Origin of the sequence: Ruegeria sp. PrR005 (genome assembly GCF_010500245.1) — a bacterium.
Lineage (GTDB): Bacteria > Pseudomonadota > Alphaproteobacteria > Rhodobacterales > Rhodobacteraceae > Ruegeria_B > Ruegeria_B marisflavi.
This window is the reverse complement of the sequence record NZ_JAAGOX010000043.1, coordinates 85,735-103,314: the sequence shown is the minus strand read 5'-3', so window position 1 is coordinate 103,314 and position 17,580 is coordinate 85,735. Positions and strand designations below refer to the sequence as shown.

The window sequence follows — 17,580 nt, the reverse complement described above, 5'->3', positions numbered from 1 at the left end:
ATTCTTACCTGTTGCCCACGGAGCTTTCCGAAACAGGAGAATGACAGATGAAACTCTACTACAAACCGGGCGCATGTTCGCTGGCCAGCCATATCGCCCTGATCGAGGCGGGCGAGAAATTCGAGCTGGAACAGGTGGATACGGCTGAGGGCAAGACCGCATCGGGCGGCGATTTCCGGGCGATCAACCCCAAGGGATATGTGCCCGTGCTGACGCTGGACGGGGGCGAGACGGTGACCGAGGGCGCGGCCATCCTGCAACTGATCGCCGAGCGCAACCCGGACGCCGGGCTGGTTCCGGCGGCCGGTGGGCTGGGGCGCACGCGGGTGCAGGAGCAGCTGAACTTCATCGCGTCCGAGCTGCACAAGGCGTTTGGGCCGTTCTTCTCGGGCAAGCCGCTGGAGGGCGAGGCGCGCGACGCGGCGGTCGAGCGGGTCAATGGCCGGATGCAGCTGGTCGAGGCGATGCTGGGCGATGGCCGCGCCTATCTGAACGGGGCGCAGTTCAGCGTGGCCGATTCCTATCTGTTCGTGGTCACCAACTGGGCCAATTTCCTGGGCCTGTCGCTGGACGGCGTGCCCAACCTCAAGGCGCTGGTGGCCCGGGTGGCCGAGCGCCCCGCGGCCCGTGCCGCGATGCAGGCCGAGGGGCTGTTGGGATGAGCATGACGACCGGAGAGGCGCCCTTTGCCGCCGTTCAGGCGGTGATTGGGACCTATTTCGACGGGCTGCACCATGCCGACAGCGCCCGGCTGCGGCAGGTGTTCCACCCGCAGGCGATCTATGCCTGTGCCAGCGGCGGAGACTGGCTCTATCGCGACATGGAGACCTATTTCGGGGTGGTCGATCAGCGGGTGTCGCCTGCCAGCAAGGGCGAGGCGCGGCGGGATCGTATCCAGTCGATCGACTTTGCCGGGCCGGATACGGCGCGGGCGGTGGTGAACTGTGCCATCGGCGACAGCTATTTCACCGATTTCCTGACCTTTGTGCGGCAAGGCGGGCGCTGGCAGATCCTGGCCAAGGTGTTTCATGCCGAGCCGCTGACATAGTGCTCTGAACAGGCGGGCGGCGCGTCCCGGCGCGCCGTTCCTTAGAACCTAGAGGAGGGTTTTCATGCCTTACGTCAATATCAAGATCACCCGCGAAGGGGCCACGCCCGCGCAAAAGGCCGAGCTGATCGCCGGTGTCACCGACCTGCTCAAGCAGGTGCTGGACAAGAACCCCGAGACCACGGTTGTCGTCGTCGACGAGGTGGAGATGGAGCATTGGGGGATCGCCGGGCTGCCGGTCGAGGAGTACCGCCGCCGCAAGGCGGTCTGACCCCCGGTTTCCGCCCCGGTTGCCCCGGGGCGGAGATATGCCGCCTGCCGACAAAGAGGCTGGCACGATTGGCGCCTTTGCAGTACTCTGCCCCCAGATCCGGCGCGAACCGGGCACGAAGACCCCGAACAGGGGCGCGAACGAGGCAGCAAACGGCAGTGGTGTCATGACCGACATGGTGTATGGGGCCGTCCCGGAACGGGGCGGCGAACCGATTCTTCCCAAGTGGTGGCGGACGCTCGACAAATGGTCGATGTCCTGTGTGCTGATCCTGTTCGGGATCGGGCTGCTGCTGGGGCTCGCGGCCTCGCCGCCGCTGGCCGCGCGCAACGGGTTCGACCCGTTCCATTACGTGCAGCGGCAGGCGTTCTTTGGCGGGCTGGCCATTGTGGCGATGCTGCTCACCTCGATGATGTCGCCCACGCTGGTGCGGCGGCTGGCGGTGCTGGGGTTCCTGGGCGCTTTCGTTTCACTGGCGCTGCTGCCGGTCTTTGGCACCGATTTCGGCAAGGGCGCGGTGCGGTGGTACAGCCTGGGTTTTGCCTCGGTGCAGCCGTCGGAGTTCCTCAAGCCCGGGTTCATGGTGGTGGCGGCCTGGCTGTTTGCCGCCGCGCAGGAGATCAACGGTCCGCCGGGGCGGCTGTGGTCCTTTTCTCTGTGCATGGCGATTGTGCTGATGCTGGTGATGCAGCCCGATTTCGGCCAGGCCTGTCTGGTGCTGTTCGGCTGGGGCGTGATGTATTTTGTCGCCGGGGCGCCGATGCTGCTGCTGGTGGTGATGGCCGGTGTGGTGGTTCTGGGCGGCATGGTGGCCTATTCCAATTCCGAGCATTTCGCCCGCCGCATCGACGGGTTTCTGAACCCCGATGTCGATCCGACGACCCAGTTGGGCTATGCCACCAACGCGATCCGCGAGGGCGGGCTGTTCGGCGTCGGCGTCGGCGAGGGGCAGGTCAAGTGGTCGCTGCCGGACGCGCATACCGATTTCATCATCGCGGTGGCGGCCGAGGAATACGGGCTGGTGCTGGTGCTGATCATCATCGCGCTCTATGCCTCGATCGTGGTGCGTTCGCTGTTGCGGCTGATGCGCGAGCGGGACATGTTCATCCGTCTGGCCGGAACCGGGCTGGCCTGCACCTTTGGCGTGCAGGCGATGATCAACATGGGGGTGGCGGTGCGTTTGCTGCCGGCCAAGGGCATGACGTTGCCATTTGTCAGCTATGGCGGCTCGTCCCTGATCGCGGGCGGTATTGCGGTGGGCATGCTTCTGTGTTTCACCCGCTCCCGCCCGCAAGGAGAGCTTGGCGATCTGTTGCGCGGGCGCGGATAGACAGGCGGTTGAGATGACGCGGAAATACCTGATGATCGCGGCGGGCGGAACCGGGGGGCATATGTTCCCCGCGCAGGCGCTGGCCGAGACGATGCTGCGCAAGGGCTGGCGGGTGCGCCTGTCGACCGACGAGCGCGGCGCGCGCTATACCGGCGGGTTTCCGCATTCGACCGAGATCGTGCAGGTGTCGAGCGCGACATTTGCGCGGGGCGGTCTGCTGGCCAAGGCGATGGTCGCGCCCCGGATTGCCGGGGGCGTGCTGTCGATGGCGATGCAGATGCGGCGCGACCGGCCCGACGTGGTGGTGGGCTTTGGCGGTTATCCGTCGATCCCGGCGCTGGCGGCGGCGACGCTGCTGGGCGTGCCCCGGATGATCCATGAACAGAACGGCGTGCTGGGTCGGGTGAACCAGATCTTTGCCAAACGGGTGGCGCAGGTGGCCTGCGGTGTCTGGCCGACGGATCTGCCCGAGGGCGCCAAGGGGATCCATGTGGGCAACCCGGTGCGGGGCGCGGTGCTGGAGCGCGCCGGTGCGGCCTATATCGCGCCCGGTCCCTATCCGATGTCGGTTCTGGTGATGGGCGGCAGTCAGGGCGCGCGCATTCTGAGCGATGTGGTGCCCGAGGCCATCGCGGCGCTGCCCGACGAGCTGCGTCAGCATATCCGGGTATCGCATCAGGCGCGGGACGAGGACGGTCAGCGGGTGACCGAGTTCTATGCCGCCCATGGGATCGACGCCGATGTGCAGCCTTTCTTCAAGGATATTCCCCGGCGCATGTCCGAGGCGCAGCTGGTGATCAGCCGAGCGGGCGCGTCGAGCGTGGCCGATATCAGCGTGATCGGGCGGCCGTCGATCCTGATCCCCTATGCGGCGGCGGCGGGCGATCACCAGACCGCCAATGCGCGCGGGCTGGCGGGCGCCAATGCCGCGATCCTGATCCCCGAAAGCGCGCTGACGCCTGCGGCGCTGGCCGAACAGATCACGGCGGTGCTGTCGAACCCGGATGCCGCCTTGCAGATGGCGAATGCGGCCCTGTCGGTGGGCGCGCCGGACGCGACCGAACGATTGGTGCGGCTGGTCGAAGAGCTGACCGGGAAGGAGACATGATGAGCGCAGCGACCAAACTGCCGCCCGAGACCGGCCCGATCCATTTCGTGGGCATCGGCGGTATCGGCATGTCGGGCATTGCCGAAGTGCTGCTGCGGCTGGGGTACCAGGTGCAGGGTTCGGATCTGAAGGCGTCGAAGATCACCGATCGTCTGGCCGAGCTGGGGGCGCAGATCTTTGTCGGCCAGCGCGCCGAAAACCTGGGGCAGGCGGAGGTTGTGGTGGTGTCATCGGCGATCAAGCCGGGCAACCCCGAGCTGGACGAGGCGCGCAAATGCGGTCTGCCGGTGGTCAGGCGGGCCGAGATGCTGGCCGAGCTGATGCGGCTGAAATCCAACGTCGCCATTGCCGGAACACATGGCAAGACCACGACGACGACGATGATGGCCGAACTGATGGTGGCGGGCGGGTTCGATCCGACCGTGGTCAATGGTGGCATCATCCATGCCTATGGTTCGAACGCGCGGCTGGGGCAGGGCGAATGGATGGTGGTCGAGGCCGACGAAAGCGACGGCTCGTTCAACCGGCTGCCGGTGACCATTGCCATCGTGACCAATATCGACCCCGAACATATGGAGCACTGGGGCTCTATCGAGGCGTTGCGGCAGGGGTTTTTCGATTTCGTGTCACATATCCCGTTCTATGGGCTGGCGGTGTGCTGCACCGATCATGCCGAGGTGCGGGCGCTGGTGGGCCGGGTGACCGACCGGCGGGTGCGCACCTATGGGTTCAACGAAGAGGCCGACGTGCGCGCGGTGAACCTGCGCTACCAGGGCGGGGTGGCGCATTTCGATGTGGCGCTGCGCTACGAGGGCGCGGTGATCGAGGGCTGTACCCTGCCGATGCCGGGCGATCACAACGTGTCGAACGCGCTGAGCGCAGTGGCGGTGGCCCGTCATCTGGGGATGAGCGCCGAGGATATCCGCACGGCGCTGGCGGCCTTTGGCGGCGTCGGGCGCCGGTTCACCAAGGTGGGCGAGGTCGGCGGCGTGACCATCATCGACGATTACGGCCATCACCCGGTCGAGATCGCAGCCGTGCTGAAGGCGGCGCGGCAGGCCAGTTCGGGCCGGGTGATCGCGGTGCATCAGCCGCATCGCTATACGCGGCTGCATAACCTGTTTCAGGAGTTCTGCGCCTGTTTCGACGCCGCCGACGTGGTGGCGATTGCCGAGGTCTATGCCGCGGGCGAGGACCCGATCGAGGGCGCCGACCGCGACGCGCTGGTCGCCGGGCTGATCCGTCGGGGCCACAAGCATGCCAGCGCGCTCCTGAGCGAGGATGACCTGGAGCGGCTGGTACGCGAACATGCGCGCTCGGGCGACATGGTGGTTTGCCTGGGGGCTGGTACAATCAGCGCATGGGCCAATAACCTGCCGGAGCGCTTGAAAGGATAGCGAGATGACGGAACCCCCGCTGAAACGCCGCATCGGTCTGGGATTGCTGACCGCCTATGGCGTCGGCGTGATGGTGGGGGCCGGGATCTATGTGCTGGTGGGCGCGGTGGCGGCGGATGCCGGGATCTGGGCGCCGCTGGCCTTTGTCGTGGCCGGGCTGATCGCGGCGCCGACGGCGCTGAGCTATGCCGAATTCTCGACCCGGCTGCCCGAGGCGGCGGGCGAGGCGGCCTATGTCGGGACCGGGCTGAACAGCCGGGCGCTGGCCCTGCTGGTGGGGCTGGCGGTGGTCTCGGCGGGGACGATATCGGCGGGGGCGGTGTTGCGCGGCGGGGTCGGGTACCTGACCGGGATCGTCGCGATCGATCCGGTCTGGGCGATGGTGGGCCTGGGCGTGGCGCTGATGCTGGTGGCAGTGGCAGGCGTGCTGGAGAGCCTGGCGCTGGCCGCCGTGTTCACCGCGATAGAACTTGGCGGGCTGATGCTGGTGATCTGGGCCGGGCTGGGAGCCGAGGCCTCGCCCGACTGGGTGATGCCGGTGGCGCCGGTCTGGAGCGGCATCGGGCTGGGCGGCATCCTGGCGTTCTTCGCCTTTATCGGCTTCGAGGATATCGTCAACATGGCCGAAGAGGTCGAGGACCCCGAGCGCACCCTGCCTCGGGCGATCCTGATCTCGTTGGTGATCACCTCGCTGCTTTACGGTCTGGTGGCGCTGGCGGCGGTGCGGGCGGTGCCGCTGGATCAGCTGGGCGGGTCGCGCAGCCCGCTGGCGCTGGTCTGGCAGACCGCGCGGGGCGGCGATGCGGCGTTTCTGTCGGCCATCGCGGTCTTTGCCGCGCTGAACGGGATCCTGGCGCAGATCGTCATGGCGGCGCGGGTTCTTTACGGGCTTGGTGGGCGGTACCCGGCGCTGGGCCGGTTCCACCATGCGCATCCGCGCTTTGGCACACCGGTGCTGGCGACGGTGCTGGTCGGGGCGGCGGTGATCCTTTGCGCGCTCTACGTGCAGCTTGAGACCCTGGCGGGGACCACCTCGTCGATCCTCTTGGCGGTGTTTGCGCTGGTCAACGCGGCGTTGATCGTCCAGAAAAGACGCGAGCCCGAGGCCCGGTTCCGGGTGCCGATGGCGGTTCCGGTGGTGGGGTTGGTGCTGTCGCTGGCGGCGCTGGCGGTTGCTTTGAAAGGGATGACATGAGCTGGTCAATCATTCTGGGCGCGTTCTGGGTGCTCGCTTCGACCGTGGTCGCGATGCTGCCGCTGCGGCGGCAATATGTGCCGGGAGTTGCGCTCTTGATCCTGGCACCGGTGCTGATCGTTCTGATCGGGTATGAGCACGGGGTGCTGCCGGGGCTGCTGGCGCTGGGGGCTTTTGTGTCGATGTTCCGCAACCCGTTGCGGTACCTCTGGCGCAAGGCCACGGGCAGAAGCCAGGAAGCGGCGGAATGAGCCTGTCGCTGATCCTGGCCTGTGTCTGGGCGGTGGCCGCGAATGTCATCGCGATGCTGCCCAGCCGCGACCATCATTGGCGCAATGCCTATATGCTGATCGCGCTGGGCATTCCGATCCTGGGCTATGTCACCTATGAGAACGGGCCGTGGATCGGGCTGATTGTGCTGGCGGGCGGCATGTCGGTGCTGCGCTGGCCGGTGATCTATCTGGGCCGCTGGCTGCGGCGCCCAAGGCCCTGAGCGGTGGAGCCGGAGTTTCTGATACCGGTCGGTTTGCTGGCGCTGGGCCTTGCGGCGGGCGTTCTGCTGGCGCGGATCGGGGCAGCGATCTGGGCGGTGCTGGCCGCGCTGGCGGCGGTGGTGATGGCCTGGTTGCTGCTGTTCCATTCGCAGCTTTTCGGCTGGGAGGGCATGGGCCCCGGTATCGTGGGCGTCCTGTTCTGCCTGCCGTTGGCGCTGGGGCTGCTGGGCGGCGCGGGTTTCGGCTGCTGGAGGCGCAGGCGTGGGTGACAATCTGCTGCTCTATATCGTGCCGCTGACGATCTTTGGCGGCGCGGCCTGGTTGGGCCATTGGCTGGGCCGGACCGGGCGGATGCGGCGGGTGTTGACGCTGGGCCTGATGTCGAGCGCCGCGCTGGCGCTGTTGCTGCTTTACGCCGAGGCGATGGACGATCCCTGGGCCGGGATCGCAACCGCGGCGCTGACGGTTCTGGGGCTGGGGCCTGTGGTGGTCGGTGTTCTGGTCGGCGGGGCGCTGGGCTGGCTCAGGGCGCGGCGCTGAGCTTTGCCGTTGTTCGCGGAGGGCGATCCGGGTTACATGCCCGGTGCGAACAAGACGGGCGGGCAGAGATGATCGACACCAGCAACATCAGGGGCAGGCTGACCCCGAACCGGGCGCTGTCGGAGCTGACCTGGCTACGCGTGGGCGGACCGGCGGACTGGCTGTTTCAGCCGGCCGATGTGGCGGACCTGCAAACCTTTCTGCGGCTGCTTCCGCCGGATGTGGCGGTGTTCCCGATCGGGGTCGGGTCCAACCTGATCGTGCGGGATGGGGGCATTCGGGCCGTGGTGATCCGGCTGGGGCGCGGGTTTAACATGATTGAGGTGGCGGGCGACACGGTCACCGCCGGGGCGGCGGCGCTGGATGCGCATGTGGCGAAGAAGGCGGCGGATGCGGGCATTGACCTGACGTTTCTGCGGACCATTCCCGGATCGATCGGCGGGGCGGTGCGGATGAACGCGGGCTGCTATGGCAGCTATGTGGCGGATGTGTTCCGCAGCGCGACCGTGGTGATGCGCGATGGCGAGCTTGCGGAACTGGGCGCCGGGGATCTGAATTTCCGCTATCGCCAGTCGGACCTGCCCGAGGGCGTGGTGCTGGTCTCGGCGGTGCTGCACGGGCCCGAGGGCGACCCCGAGGAGCTGCATGCGCGGATGGAGGCGCAGTTGCAAAAGCGCGACGAAACCCAACCGACCAAGGAGCGCAGCGCCGGATCGACCTTTCGCAATCCGGCCGGGTTTTCCTCGACCGGGCGGTCGGATGACACGCATGAGCTGAAGGCGTGGAAGGTGATCGATGACGCCGGGATGCGCGGCGCGCGCAGGGGCGGGGCGCAGATGAGCGAGAAACACTCGAACTTCATGATCAACGCCGGTGGCGCCACCGCCGCAGATCTGGAAGGTCTGGGCGAAGAGGTGCGAAAAAAGGTTTACGACAACAGCGGCATAACGCTAGAGTGGGAAATCATGCGGGTCGGTGATCCGTTACAAGACTAAAACCCCGAAACCGTTAACCCTTTCAGGCAAGTACAGGGGCGGATTCCGGGGATCAGGACAGCAACGGGTCACACAATAAGACCCGGAAAACACTGAGGCACTGAGTTGGGTAAGTCGAGCGGGACACACCCCAAGGTGGCGGTATTGATGGGCGGACCTTCGGCCGAGCGCGAGGTTTCGCTTGTCAGCGGGCGTGAATGCGCCACTGCGCTGCGGGGAGAAGGGTTCGAGGTGGTCGAACTGGATGCGGGACCGGACCTGTGCGACCGGTTGCGCGCGGTCGCGCCCGACGTCGTGTTCAACGCATTGCATGGCCGCTGGGGCGAGGATGGCTGCGTTCAGGGGCTGCTGGAATGGCTGCGCATTCCCTATACGCATTCCGGTGTGCTGGCGTCGTCGCTGGCGATGGACAAGCAGCGGACCAAGGACGTGTACCGCGCCGCTGGCCTGCCGGTGGTCGAGAGCATCATCGCGGAACGGGAGGCCGTCGAGGCCGCGCATGTGATGGCGCCGCCCTATGTGGTGAAGCCGAATAACGAGGGATCCTCGGTCGGGATCTATATCGTGCAGGAAAGCGCCAACCGGCCGCCGCAACTGTCGCAGGAGATGCCGGCGCAGGTGATGGTCGAGCAATATGTGCCGGGGCGCGAGATGACGACCACGGTGATGGGCGACCGGGCGCTGACAGTGACCGATATCATCACCGATGGCTGGTATGACTATCACGCCAAATACGCGCCCGGCGGTTCGCGCCATGTGGTGCCCGCGGAAATTCCGCAGGAGATTTTCGACCTCTGCCTTGACTATGCGCTGAGGGCGCATCGGGCGCTGGGGTGCCGGGGGGTCAGCCGGACCGATTTCCGCTGGGACGAGGCGCGCGGCGCCGAGGGGCTCTACCTGCTTGAGACCAACACGCAGCCGGGCATGACGCCCACCTCGCTGGCGCCGGAACAGGCGGCGGCGCTGGGCATGACATTCGGCCAGCTTTGCGCCTGGCTGGTGGAGGACGCCTCGTGCAATCGCTGAAGCGTGTCCTTTTGCCGGTGCGGTTCCGGCCGCAGCTGCCCGCGGGGCAGGATGCCGCGTTCGAGGCGGCGGGCGGGGTGCCGCCCACGGGAACCGGGATTCGGCTGGAGGGGTTGTCGCGGCTGAAGCAGAGCCCGAAGAAATCCGACCCGGCGCCGTCGCGGCTGAGCTACCGGATGCAACGCTGGATGCTGACGCCAGGGATCCGGCTGGGCATGCGGATCGGGGTGCCGTTCTGCCTGGTGTTCGCCCTGGGCAGCGGCTTTCTGGCCAGCGAAAAACGCCGCGATGCGCTGAACGCCTTTGTCGCTGACGTGCGCGCCTCGATTCAGGAGCGGCCTGAGTTCATGGTCAAGCTGATGGCGATCGACGGGGCGGGGACCAACCTGGCCGAGGATATCCGCGAGGTGGTGCCGCTCGACTTTCCTGTCAGCTCGTTCGATCTGGATGTGGAGCAGATCCGGCAGGTGATCACCGGGCTGGACCCGGTCAAGAGCGCTACGGTCCGGATCCGGCCCGGCGGCGTGTTGCAGGTGGATGTGGTCGAGCGCCAGCCCGCCGTGACCTGGCGGACACGCGGAGGGCTGGAAATGCTGGACGAGACCGGCGCCCATGTGGACGACCTGGCCAGCCGGGCCGAGCGGCCAGACCTGCCGCTGATTGCTGGCGAAGGCGCGGACAAGCATGTGGACGAGGCGCTGCGGCTGATCCGGGCGGCGCGGCCGCTGGGCGAGCGGATGCGGGGCCTGGTGCGGATCGGCGAGCGCCGCTGGGATGTTGTGCTGGATCGCGGACAACGGATCCTGCTGCCTGTGGAACGGCCGGTTCAGGCGCTGGAGCGGGTGCTGGCGGTGAACGAAGTGCAGGACCTGCTGGAACGCGGCGTGGCGGATATCGACATGCGGCTGGGCGCGCGGCCCACGATCAAGATGACAGAGGCGGCCGCCACCGAGTGGTGGCGGGTGAGAAGTACGAGCGGAAACGGGCAGTAAGACAGATGATGACGGATCTTTATCAGTCGCAGCGTGCGATGCGTCAGATGCGCCAGCAGGCCATTCAGCGGGGCGTGGTGGCCATTCTGGATGTCGGAAGTTCAAAGATTTCCTGTCTTGTCCTGCGGTTTGATGGAACCGGACGGCTCAGTGACGACGCCTCGGTGGGCTCGATGGCGGGGCAGACCGGGTTCCGGGTGATCGGCGCCGCGACCACCCGGTCGCGCGGGGTGCAGTTTGGCGAGATCACCGCCATGCAGGAGACCGAGCGTGCCATCCGTACCGCGCTTCAGGCGGCGCAGAAGATGGCCGATATCCGGGTCGATCACGTGATCGCCTGTTTCTCGGGGGCGAACCCGCGCTCGTACGGGCTGGATGCCAAGGTCGAGCTGGAAACCCAGGTGGTGACCGAGGCCGAGATCGGCCGGGTGCTGAACGCGTGCGAGGTGCCGGAATATGGCGCCGGGCGCGAGGTGCTGCATGCGCAGCCGGTGAATTTCTCGCTCGACAACAGGTCGGGCCTGATCGATCCGCGGGGACAGCTGGGTCAGACCCTGTCGGTGGACATGCATATGCTGACGGTGGATTCCACCGCGATCCGCAATCTGGCCCATTGCATCAAGCGTTGTGACCTGGAACTGGCAGGGGTTGCCAACTCGGCCTATGTGTCGGGGGTTTCGGCGCTGGTCGAGGACGAGCAGGAGCTGGGCTCGGCCTGTATCGACATGGGCGGCGGCACCACCAGCGTGTCGATCTTCCTCAAGAAACACATGATCTATGCCGATTGTGTGCGCATGGGTGGCGATCATGTGACCGGCGACATTTCCATGGGGCTGGGCGTGCCGATGGCGGCTGCCGAGCGGATCAAGACCTTTTCCGGCGGGGTGCATGCCACTGGTGCGGACGACCGCGAGATGATCGACATCGGTGGCGATACCGGCGATTGGGAGCATGACCGCCGTTCGGTCAGCCGGGCGGAACTGATCGGCATCATGCGGCCCCGGGTCGAGGAGATCCTGGAAGAGGTGCGGGTGCGGCTGGATGCGGCCGGGTTCGACCATCTGCCCAGCCAGCAGATCGTCCTGACCGGGGGCGGCAGCCAGATCATGGGGCTGGACGGGCTGGCGAGCCGGATCCTGGGGCAGCGGGTGCGCCTTGGCCGGCCGCTGCGGGTTCACGGGCTGCCGCAATCGGCGACCGGGCCGGGGTTCTCCTCGGTGGTGGGGCTGAGCCTGTTTGCCGCCCATCCGCAGGATGAGTGGTGGGATTTTGAAGTGCCGGTGGATCGCTATCCGGCCCGCTCGCTGCGGCGGGCGGTGAAGTGGTTCCGCGACAACTGGTAAGGTGTCTTCGGGGGCTTTTGCTGCGATTTGTGCGGGAAAACGGCCCCACTTGCCGGTGACAAACGATCCGGGCCGTGATAGATTGAATACAAGCGCCCGGCACGTGGCGCCATATGGGGCGAGCAGGTCCCTCGGAACTATCAAACTTGTGATTCCCGCCGTCGGACGGCGTGCGGGGATCGGCTTTGTTGTGTCTGTCCGACAGTTTTCCGCAATATCTGTGACGATCGGCGAAATACCGCGTCCGAGCGAAGAATCTTTCCATATTTTGTATTGATTTTACGTTTTGCAGGTGACGAAGCCGGTCGAGAACGGTAGGATTGCCTGTGGATAGGTAAAAAAAATCCCGCAAAGGCGGGGTGTAGAACAGGCGGACAGAGCATGACATTGAACCTTTCGATGCCCGGACAGGACGACTTGAAGCCGCGGATCACCGTTTTCGGGGTCGGGGGCGCTGGTGGCAACGCTGTCAACAACATGATCGAGAAACAGCTGGAGGGCGTCGATTTTGTCGTCGCCAACACCGACGCGCAGGCGTTGCAGCAAAGCCAGGCGCCGTTGCGGATCCAGTTGGGTGTCAAGGTCACCGAAGGGCTGGGCGCGGGCGCACGGGCCTCGGTCGGGGCTGCTGCCGCCGAGGAGAGCATCGAACAGATCGTCGATCATCTGGCGGGCGCGCATATGTGTTTCATCACCGCCGGCATGGGCGGTGGCACCGGCACGGGGGCGGCCCCGATCATCGCGCAAGCCGCGCGGGAGCTGGGTGTGCTGACCGTCGGCGTGGTGACCAAGCCGTTCCAGTTCGAAGGCGCCAAGCGGATGCGCCAGGCCGAGGACGGTGTCGACGCGCTGCAAAAGGTGGTCGATACGCTGATCATCATTCCGAACCAGAACCTGTTCCGCCTGGCCAACGAAAAGACCACCTTTACCGAGGCGTTCTCGATGGCCGACGACGTGCTGTACCAGGGCGTCAAGGGCGTGACCGACCTGATGGTGCGGCCCGGCCTGATCAACCTCGACTTTGCCGACGTACGCGCGGTGATGGACGAGATGGGCAAGGCGATGATGGGCACCGGCGAGGCCGAGGGCGAAGACCGCGCGGTGCAGGCGGCCGAAAAGGCCATCGCCAACCCGCTGCTGGACGAAATCAGCCTGAACGGCGCCAAGGGCGTGCTGATCAACATCACCGGCGGTCATGACCTGACCCTGTTCGAACTGGACGAGGCGGCCAATATCATCCGCGAGAAAGTCGACCCGGACGCAAACATCATCGTCGGCTCGACGCTCGACACCTCGATGGAAGGGGCGATGCGGGTTTCGGTGGTTGCCACCGGGATCGACGCGGTCGACGTGAATGCCGACATGCCGGTACCGCGCCGGTCGATGAACGCGCCGCTCAAGCAGAAGGTCGCCGCCGAAGAGAGACCGGCGCCGCTGACCCTGGAACAGCCGGCGCTGGCCCCGGTTGCCGAAGCGGCGGAGGAACCGACGCTGTTTGCCGGAATGGAAGTCGAGCAGGTCGCCGCCCATGATCTGGGCGAGGATATCTTTGAGGCCGATGAGCCGGAGCTGCTGGATGACGACGGTCTGCCGCCGCCGGCCTATCAGCCGCAGGTGCCCGAGTTTGCGCCGCGCGCCTACGAGGAAGAGGAACTGCCGGCCGAAACCTTTGTCGCACCGCGCGCCCCGGCGCCCGGCACGCCCTCGCCCGAGGCGCTGCGCCGTCTTCAGGCCGCCGCCCAAAAGGCGCCGCAGGCGCCGCAACAAGGCCAGCGCCCGGCACCGCATGGGACAGCCGAAAAGCCGCGGTTCGGCTTCAACCGGCTGATTGACCGGATGACCGGACATGCCGCCGACGTACCGCCCGAACGCGCCGCCGCACCGGCGCGGCAGCAGCCGATGATGCGCCAGACTGACGCTACGGCACCCGCGCGGGCAGAGAGCGACCCGGACCAGGAGCGCATCGAAATTCCCGCCTTCCTGCGCCGTCAAGCCAACTGATAGCGGTCACAATACTTCAGGATAGGGTCGCCTCTGGGCGGCCCTTTTCTGTTGTAAAACAGTGGATTGCAAGGTAACGGGCGGAGTTTTGCCGATCTGTTACAGACTTGTTTCAATCGGTTACAAAGATTGAGTTGAGCCTTTGGGGGTGGTCGCTTACCTGAGATGCAACACAGCTCACAGAGGCTGTAAACAGCTGGCAGAGGCCTATCTTGCAACATACGCTGAAAACCTCGGTGACCTTTCAGGGGAATGGTCTGCACAGCGGAGCCCCCGCGAGACTGACCCTTCGCCCTGCCGCCGCCGGCCATGGAATCTGGTTCAAGCGGACGGACATCGAGATCGGCGACTCCATGATCCCTGCGATCTATGATCTGGTGGAGCGCACGCCGCTCTGCACCCGTCTGGTCAACGAGGCCGGTGTTTCGGTTTCGACGGTCGAGCATATCATGGCGGCGCTGGCGGGATGTGGCGTCCACAACGCGCTGATCGAGATCGACGGGCCCGAAGTGCCGATCATGGACGGATCGGCCGTGGAGTTCGTGCGCGGCATCATGGCGCGCGGTGTGCGGCGGCAAGCGGCGCCGGTGCTGGCCTATCAGGTGCTCAAGACGGTGACGGTCGAGAAGGATGGCGCCCGGGCGACCCTGATGCCGTCGGACCGGTTGGAGATCGAATTCACCATCGACTTTGCCGATGCGGCGATCGGTCGCCAGACCCGCCGGATGGACATGCGCAACGGCAGTTTCGCCCGCGAGCTGAGCGACAGCCGCACCTTCTGCCGCCGGGCCGATGTCGAGGCGATGCGGGCCAACGGGCTGGCCCTGGGCGGCACGCTGGACAACGCGGTGGTGGTCGATGGCGCCGAGGTACTGACGCCGGGCGGGTTGCGCCATGCCGACGAGGCGGTGCGCCACAAGATGCTGGACGCGCTGGGAGACCTCTATATGGCCGGTGGTCCGATTCTGGGCCGTTATGTGGGTGAAAAGGCGGGGCATTCGCTGACCAACACCTTGCTGCGGACGCTGTTCGAGGAGCCGGGCGCGGTGCGCCCGATCCTGTGCACCCCGGAACAGGCGGCGCTGTTGCCGGGCCAGGGGCTGGTTTGGGCTGAAATTCCCCAGGTTGCCTGAGTTCTTGTCCATGCGGGGCATGGTACGAACGAAATTCGCGAACGCCCGGCCAACAGGCCGGGCGATGCGTTTAGGGCGTTTTGCAGCGGAAATTAATGTGCTAGACCGAGGCGCAACCGGGGGACACACTCCGCTCGCAAGACGACAAGGACAAGCGGCATGATGGGCATCAGGGCAGGGGCCAGGATATTCGGCGCGTTACTTCTGGCGACGGTTCTGGCGGCATGTAGCGGAGGCGGATTCCGCCCTGCGGCGGATCGGACCCAGAACCTTGAAACCTATACGCCGGAACAGATTTTCGAGCGTGGTGAATACGAGCTGTCGCAGAAGCGCACCGACGACGCCGCCTTTTACTTCTCTGAGGTCGAGCGGCTTTATCCCTATTCCAACTGGGCCAAGCGGGCGCTGATCATGCAGGCGTTCTCGTTCCATGCGGGCAAGGATTATCCCGAAAGCCGGGCCGCCGCGCAGCGCTATATCGACTTTTACCCGGCGGACGAGGATGCGGCCTATGCGCAGTACCTGCTGGCGCTGAGTTATTATGACCAGATCGACGAAGTGGGCCGCGATCAGGGCCTGACCTTCCAGGCGCTGCAAGCGTTGCGGACGGTGATCGAGGTCTATCCGGACAGCGAATACGCGACTTCGGCGATTCTGAAATTCGACCTGGCCTTTGATCACCTTGCGGCGAAAGAGATGGAGATCGGCCGGTATTACCTGCGCCGTCAGCATTATACCGCCGCGATCAACCGGTTCCGCGTCGTGGTCGAGGATTTCCAGACCACCACCCATACCGCCGAGGCGCTGCACCGTCTGGTCGAGGCCTATCTGTCGCTGGGGCTGGTGAACGAGGCGCAGACCGCGGGCGCCATCCTGGGCTACAACTATCAGTCCTCGGAATGGTACGAGGCCAGCTACAAGCTGTTGACGGCGCGGGGCCTGAAGATGCGCGATCCTGGCAATAACTGGCTGAGCCAGATCTATCGCCAGTCGATCAAAGGGCAGTGGTTGTAAGGGAATGGCGGGCCGTCCGGCCCGCCTTGCGAGGCTGCCGATGCTTCGGGCGCTTGAAATCAGGGACATGCTTATCATCGACCGGCTGGAGCTTGAGTTCCAGCCGGGTCTGAACGTGCTGACCGGCGAAACCGGGGCGGGCAAGTCGATCCTGCTGGACAGTCTGGGGTTCGTGCTGGGCTGGCGCGGTCGCGCGGAACTGGTGCGGCAGGGCGCGGCGCAGGGCGAGGTGACGGCGGAGTTCCATCTGTCGGACGGCCATCCGGCGCATGAGATCCTGGCCGAGGCCGGGTTGCCGGGTGGCGACGAGCTGATCCTGCGGCGGGTGAACACGGCGGATGGCCGCAAGACTGCCTGGGTCAACGATCGGCGCTGTTCGGGCGAGGTGCTGCGGGCGCTGTCCGAGACGCTGGTGGAACTGCATGGCCAGCACGACGATCGCGGGCTTCTGAACCCGCGCGGTCATCGCGCGATGCTGGATGCCTATGCCGGTCATTCCGAGCTGACGGAGGCGGTGCGCCGGGCCTGGACCGCGCGGTCGCAGGCGCGGCGCCGGGTCGAGACGGTAGAGGCCGAGCTGGCGGCGGTGCGGGCCGAGGAAGACTTCCTGCGCCACGCGGTGGCAGAGCTGGACAAGCTGGAGCCGCAGCCGGGCGAAGAGGCGGCACTGGATGCGCAGCGCCGGATGATGCAGGGAGCCGAGCGCATTCGCGACGACGTGGCCCGCGCTTTCCAACTGCTGGGGGCCGAGGGGGCCGAGGGGGCGATGGGCGATGCCCTGCGCTGGCTCGAAGGGGTGAGCGACAAGGCGGGCGGCAGGTTGGAAGCGCCGGTCGCGGCGCTGGCGCGCGCGATGATCGAACTGGGAGAGGCGCAATCGGGGGTCGAGGATTGCCTTGAGGCGCTCGATTTCAACCCTGTCGAGCTGGAACAGGCCGAGGAGCGGCTGTTTGCCATCCGGGCGCTGGCGCGCAAGCACGAGGTGTTGCCAGACGAATTGGCGGGTTATGCCGATACGCTCCGTGGCAAGCTGGCGGCGCTGGATGCGGGTGATGCCGACCTGGCGGATTTGCAGAAGGCGCTGGCGCAGGCCGAGGCGGAGTATGACACCTCTGCCGGGGTGCTGTCGCAGGCGCGGCTGGTCGCGGGCCGGGAGCTGGATGCGGCGGTGATGGCGGAACTGGCGCCGCTGAAGATGGAGCGCGCGGTGTTCCAGACCCGGATGGAACCGACAGAGCCGGGCCCGGAGGGGCGGGACACGGTGACCTTCGAGGTGGCGACCAACCCCGGTGCGCCTGCGGGGCCGCTCAACCGCATTGCCTCGGGCGGCGAGCTGAGCCGGTTCCTGCTGGCGCTTAAGGTCTGCCTGCATGGCGATGACCGGGGCGTGACCATGATATTCGACGAGATCGACAGGGGTGTCGGCGGCGCGACGGCAGATGCGGTCGGGCGGCGGCTGGCGGCGCTGGCCGAGGGCGGGCAGGTTCTGGTGGTGACCCATTCGCCCCAGGTGGCCGCACGTGGCGGGCATCATTGGCGGGTGCAAAAGGACGTCGCCGAAGGCGCCACCCTGTCGACGGTGGTGCCGCTGGACGCCGAGGACCGCGTTGACGAGATCGCCCGCATGGTGGCCGGAGACACGATCACCGAGGCGGCCCGGGCCGCGGCCCGGGCGCTGCTGACCTCCTGACCC

General features: G+C 66.3%; 19 protein-coding genes. All 19 read left to right on the top strand.

Annotation, left to right across the window (positions count from 1 at the left end; all coding sequences use genetic code 11):
• Positions 1 to 47: 47 nt before the first annotated feature.
• The 19 genes from gstA to recN all read left to right on the top strand — a co-directional run bounded on the left by gstA (position 48) and on the right by recN (position 17,577).
• A complete protein-coding gene (gene gstA / locus G0P99_RS17800; protein WP_164131831.1) occupies positions 48 to 662 on the top strand; it encodes a glutathione transferase GstA in 615 nt (204 codons plus the stop codon).
• A complete protein-coding gene (locus tag G0P99_RS17795) occupies positions 659 to 1,048 on the top strand; it encodes a nuclear transport factor 2 family protein (RefSeq protein WP_164131830.1) in 390 nt (129 codons plus the stop codon). The genes gstA and G0P99_RS17795 overlap by 4 nt, the downstream gene beginning before the upstream one ends.
• Positions 1,049 to 1,112: 64 nt before the next feature.
• A complete protein-coding gene (locus G0P99_RS17790; RefSeq protein WP_164131829.1) occupies positions 1,113 to 1,319 on the top strand; it encodes a 2-hydroxymuconate tautomerase family protein in 207 nt (68 codons plus the stop codon).
• A gap of 166 nt (positions 1,320 to 1,485) precedes the next feature.
• Positions 1,486 to 2,649 (top strand): putative lipid II flippase FtsW, encoded by a 1,164-nt coding sequence (gene ftsW, locus G0P99_RS17785; RefSeq protein ID WP_164131828.1) that lies wholly within the window; start codon positions 1,486 to 1,488, stop codon positions 2,647 to 2,649.
• 13 nt (positions 2,650 to 2,662) lie between these two features.
• Positions 2,663 to 3,757, top strand: a complete 1,095-nt coding sequence (gene murG / locus G0P99_RS17780) for an undecaprenyldiphospho-muramoylpentapeptide beta-N-acetylglucosaminyltransferase (protein ID WP_164131827.1) — start codon at positions 2,663 to 2,665, stop codon at positions 3,755 to 3,757.
• Positions 3,757 to 5,154, top strand: a complete 1,398-nt coding sequence (gene murC, locus G0P99_RS17775; RefSeq protein WP_164131826.1) for a UDP-N-acetylmuramate--L-alanine ligase — start codon at positions 3,757 to 3,759, stop codon at positions 5,152 to 5,154. The genes murG and murC overlap by 1 nt, the downstream gene beginning before the upstream one ends.
• Before the next feature lie 4 nt (positions 5,155 to 5,158).
• The gene (locus G0P99_RS17770) at positions 5,159 to 6,349 is read left to right on the top strand and encodes an APC family permease (RefSeq protein ID WP_164131825.1); all 1,191 of its coding nucleotides are present in this window, start codon (positions 5,159 to 5,161) and stop codon (positions 6,347 to 6,349) included.
• Entirely contained in the window at positions 6,346 to 6,600 is a 255-nt protein-coding gene (locus G0P99_RS17765; RefSeq protein ID WP_164131824.1) for a DUF2484 family protein, read from the top strand. The genes G0P99_RS17770 and G0P99_RS17765 overlap by 4 nt, the downstream gene beginning before the upstream one ends.
• Positions 6,597 to 6,842, top strand: a complete 246-nt coding sequence (locus tag G0P99_RS17760; protein ID WP_164131823.1) for a DUF2484 family protein — start codon at positions 6,597 to 6,599, stop codon at positions 6,840 to 6,842. Before G0P99_RS17765 ends, G0P99_RS17760 begins: the two co-directional genes overlap by 4 nt.
• Before the next feature lie 3 nt (positions 6,843 to 6,845).
• On the top strand, positions 6,846 to 7,112 hold the full coding sequence (locus G0P99_RS17755) for a hypothetical protein (protein WP_164131822.1): 267 nt from the start codon (positions 6,846 to 6,848) through the stop codon (positions 7,110 to 7,112).
• Positions 7,105 to 7,383: a hypothetical protein gene (locus tag G0P99_RS17750; RefSeq protein WP_164131821.1), complete on the top strand. Its 279-nt coding sequence runs from the start codon at positions 7,105 to 7,107 to the stop codon at positions 7,381 to 7,383. Before G0P99_RS17755 ends, G0P99_RS17750 begins: the two co-directional genes overlap by 8 nt.
• 68 nt (positions 7,384 to 7,451) lie before the next feature.
• A complete protein-coding gene (murB, locus tag G0P99_RS17745; protein ID WP_164131820.1) occupies positions 7,452 to 8,378 on the top strand; it encodes a UDP-N-acetylmuramate dehydrogenase in 927 nt (308 codons plus the stop codon).
• 105 nt (positions 8,379 to 8,483) lie between these two features.
• Positions 8,484 to 9,404: a D-alanine--D-alanine ligase gene (locus tag G0P99_RS17740; protein ID WP_164131819.1), complete on the top strand. Its 921-nt coding sequence runs from the start codon at positions 8,484 to 8,486 to the stop codon at positions 9,402 to 9,404.
• A complete protein-coding gene (locus tag G0P99_RS17735) occupies positions 9,392 to 10,396 on the top strand; it encodes a cell division protein FtsQ/DivIB (protein WP_370462829.1) in 1,005 nt (334 codons plus the stop codon). Before G0P99_RS17740 ends, G0P99_RS17735 begins: the two co-directional genes overlap by 13 nt.
• Positions 10,397 to 10,404: 8 nt before the next feature.
• Positions 10,405 to 11,739 carry a cell division protein FtsA gene (gene ftsA / locus G0P99_RS17730; RefSeq protein ID WP_164132014.1) on the top strand — a complete coding sequence of 445 codons (1,335 nt, stop codon included), beginning with the start codon at positions 10,405 to 10,407 and terminating at the stop codon, positions 11,737 to 11,739.
• Positions 11,740 to 12,120: 381 nt separating this feature from the next.
• A complete protein-coding gene (gene ftsZ, locus G0P99_RS17725; RefSeq protein WP_164131818.1) occupies positions 12,121 to 13,740 on the top strand; it encodes a cell division protein FtsZ in 1,620 nt (539 codons plus the stop codon).
• Between the two features lie 212 nt (positions 13,741 to 13,952).
• On the top strand, positions 13,953 to 14,873 hold the full coding sequence (lpxC, locus tag G0P99_RS17720; protein WP_164131817.1) for a UDP-3-O-acyl-N-acetylglucosamine deacetylase: 921 nt from the start codon (positions 13,953 to 13,955) through the stop codon (positions 14,871 to 14,873).
• A gap of 159 nt (positions 14,874 to 15,032) precedes the next feature.
• Positions 15,033 to 15,887, top strand: coding sequence for an outer membrane protein assembly factor BamD (locus G0P99_RS17715; protein WP_164131816.1), 855 nt, complete (start codon positions 15,033 to 15,035; stop codon positions 15,885 to 15,887).
• 40 nt (positions 15,888 to 15,927) lie between these two features.
• Positions 15,928 to 17,577, top strand: a complete 1,650-nt coding sequence (recN, locus tag G0P99_RS17710; protein WP_164131815.1) for a DNA repair protein RecN — start codon at positions 15,928 to 15,930, stop codon at positions 17,575 to 17,577.
• Positions 17,578 to 17,580: the final 3 nt, after the last annotated feature.

Excerpts from the sequence above, each read along its gene's own strand:
- gstA (WP_164131831.1), top strand. The coding sequence starts at position 48 with ATGAAACTCTACTACAAACCGGGCGCATGTTCGCTGGCCAGCCATATC.
- G0P99_RS17795 (WP_164131830.1), top strand. The coding sequence starts at position 659 with ATGAGCATGACGACCGGAGAGGCGCCCTTTGCCGCCGTTCAGGCGGTG.
- G0P99_RS17790 (WP_164131829.1), top strand. The coding sequence starts at position 1,113 with ATGCCTTACGTCAATATCAAGATCACCCGCGAAGGGGCCACGCCCGCG.
- ftsW (WP_164131828.1), top strand. The coding sequence starts at position 1,486 with ATGACCGACATGGTGTATGGGGCCGTCCCGGAACGGGGCGGCGAACCG.
- murG (WP_164131827.1), top strand. The coding sequence starts at position 2,663 with ATGACGCGGAAATACCTGATGATCGCGGCGGGCGGAACCGGGGGGCAT.
- murC (WP_164131826.1), top strand. The coding sequence starts at position 3,757 with ATGAGCGCAGCGACCAAACTGCCGCCCGAGACCGGCCCGATCCATTTC.
- G0P99_RS17770 (WP_164131825.1), top strand. The coding sequence starts at position 5,159 with ATGACGGAACCCCCGCTGAAACGCCGCATCGGTCTGGGATTGCTGACC.
- G0P99_RS17765 (WP_164131824.1), top strand. The coding sequence starts at position 6,346 with ATGAGCTGGTCAATCATTCTGGGCGCGTTCTGGGTGCTCGCTTCGACC.
- G0P99_RS17760 (WP_164131823.1), top strand. The coding sequence starts at position 6,597 with ATGAGCCTGTCGCTGATCCTGGCCTGTGTCTGGGCGGTGGCCGCGAAT.
- murB (WP_164131820.1), top strand. The coding sequence starts at position 7,452 with ATGATCGACACCAGCAACATCAGGGGCAGGCTGACCCCGAACCGGGCG.
- ftsA (WP_164132014.1), top strand. The coding sequence starts at position 10,405 with ATGACGGATCTTTATCAGTCGCAGCGTGCGATGCGTCAGATGCGCCAG.
- ftsZ (WP_164131818.1), top strand. The coding sequence starts at position 12,121 with ATGACATTGAACCTTTCGATGCCCGGACAGGACGACTTGAAGCCGCGG.
- G0P99_RS17715 (WP_164131816.1), top strand. The coding sequence starts at position 15,033 with ATGATGGGCATCAGGGCAGGGGCCAGGATATTCGGCGCGTTACTTCTG.
- recN (WP_164131815.1), top strand. The coding sequence starts at position 15,928 with ATGCTTCGGGCGCTTGAAATCAGGGACATGCTTATCATCGACCGGCTG.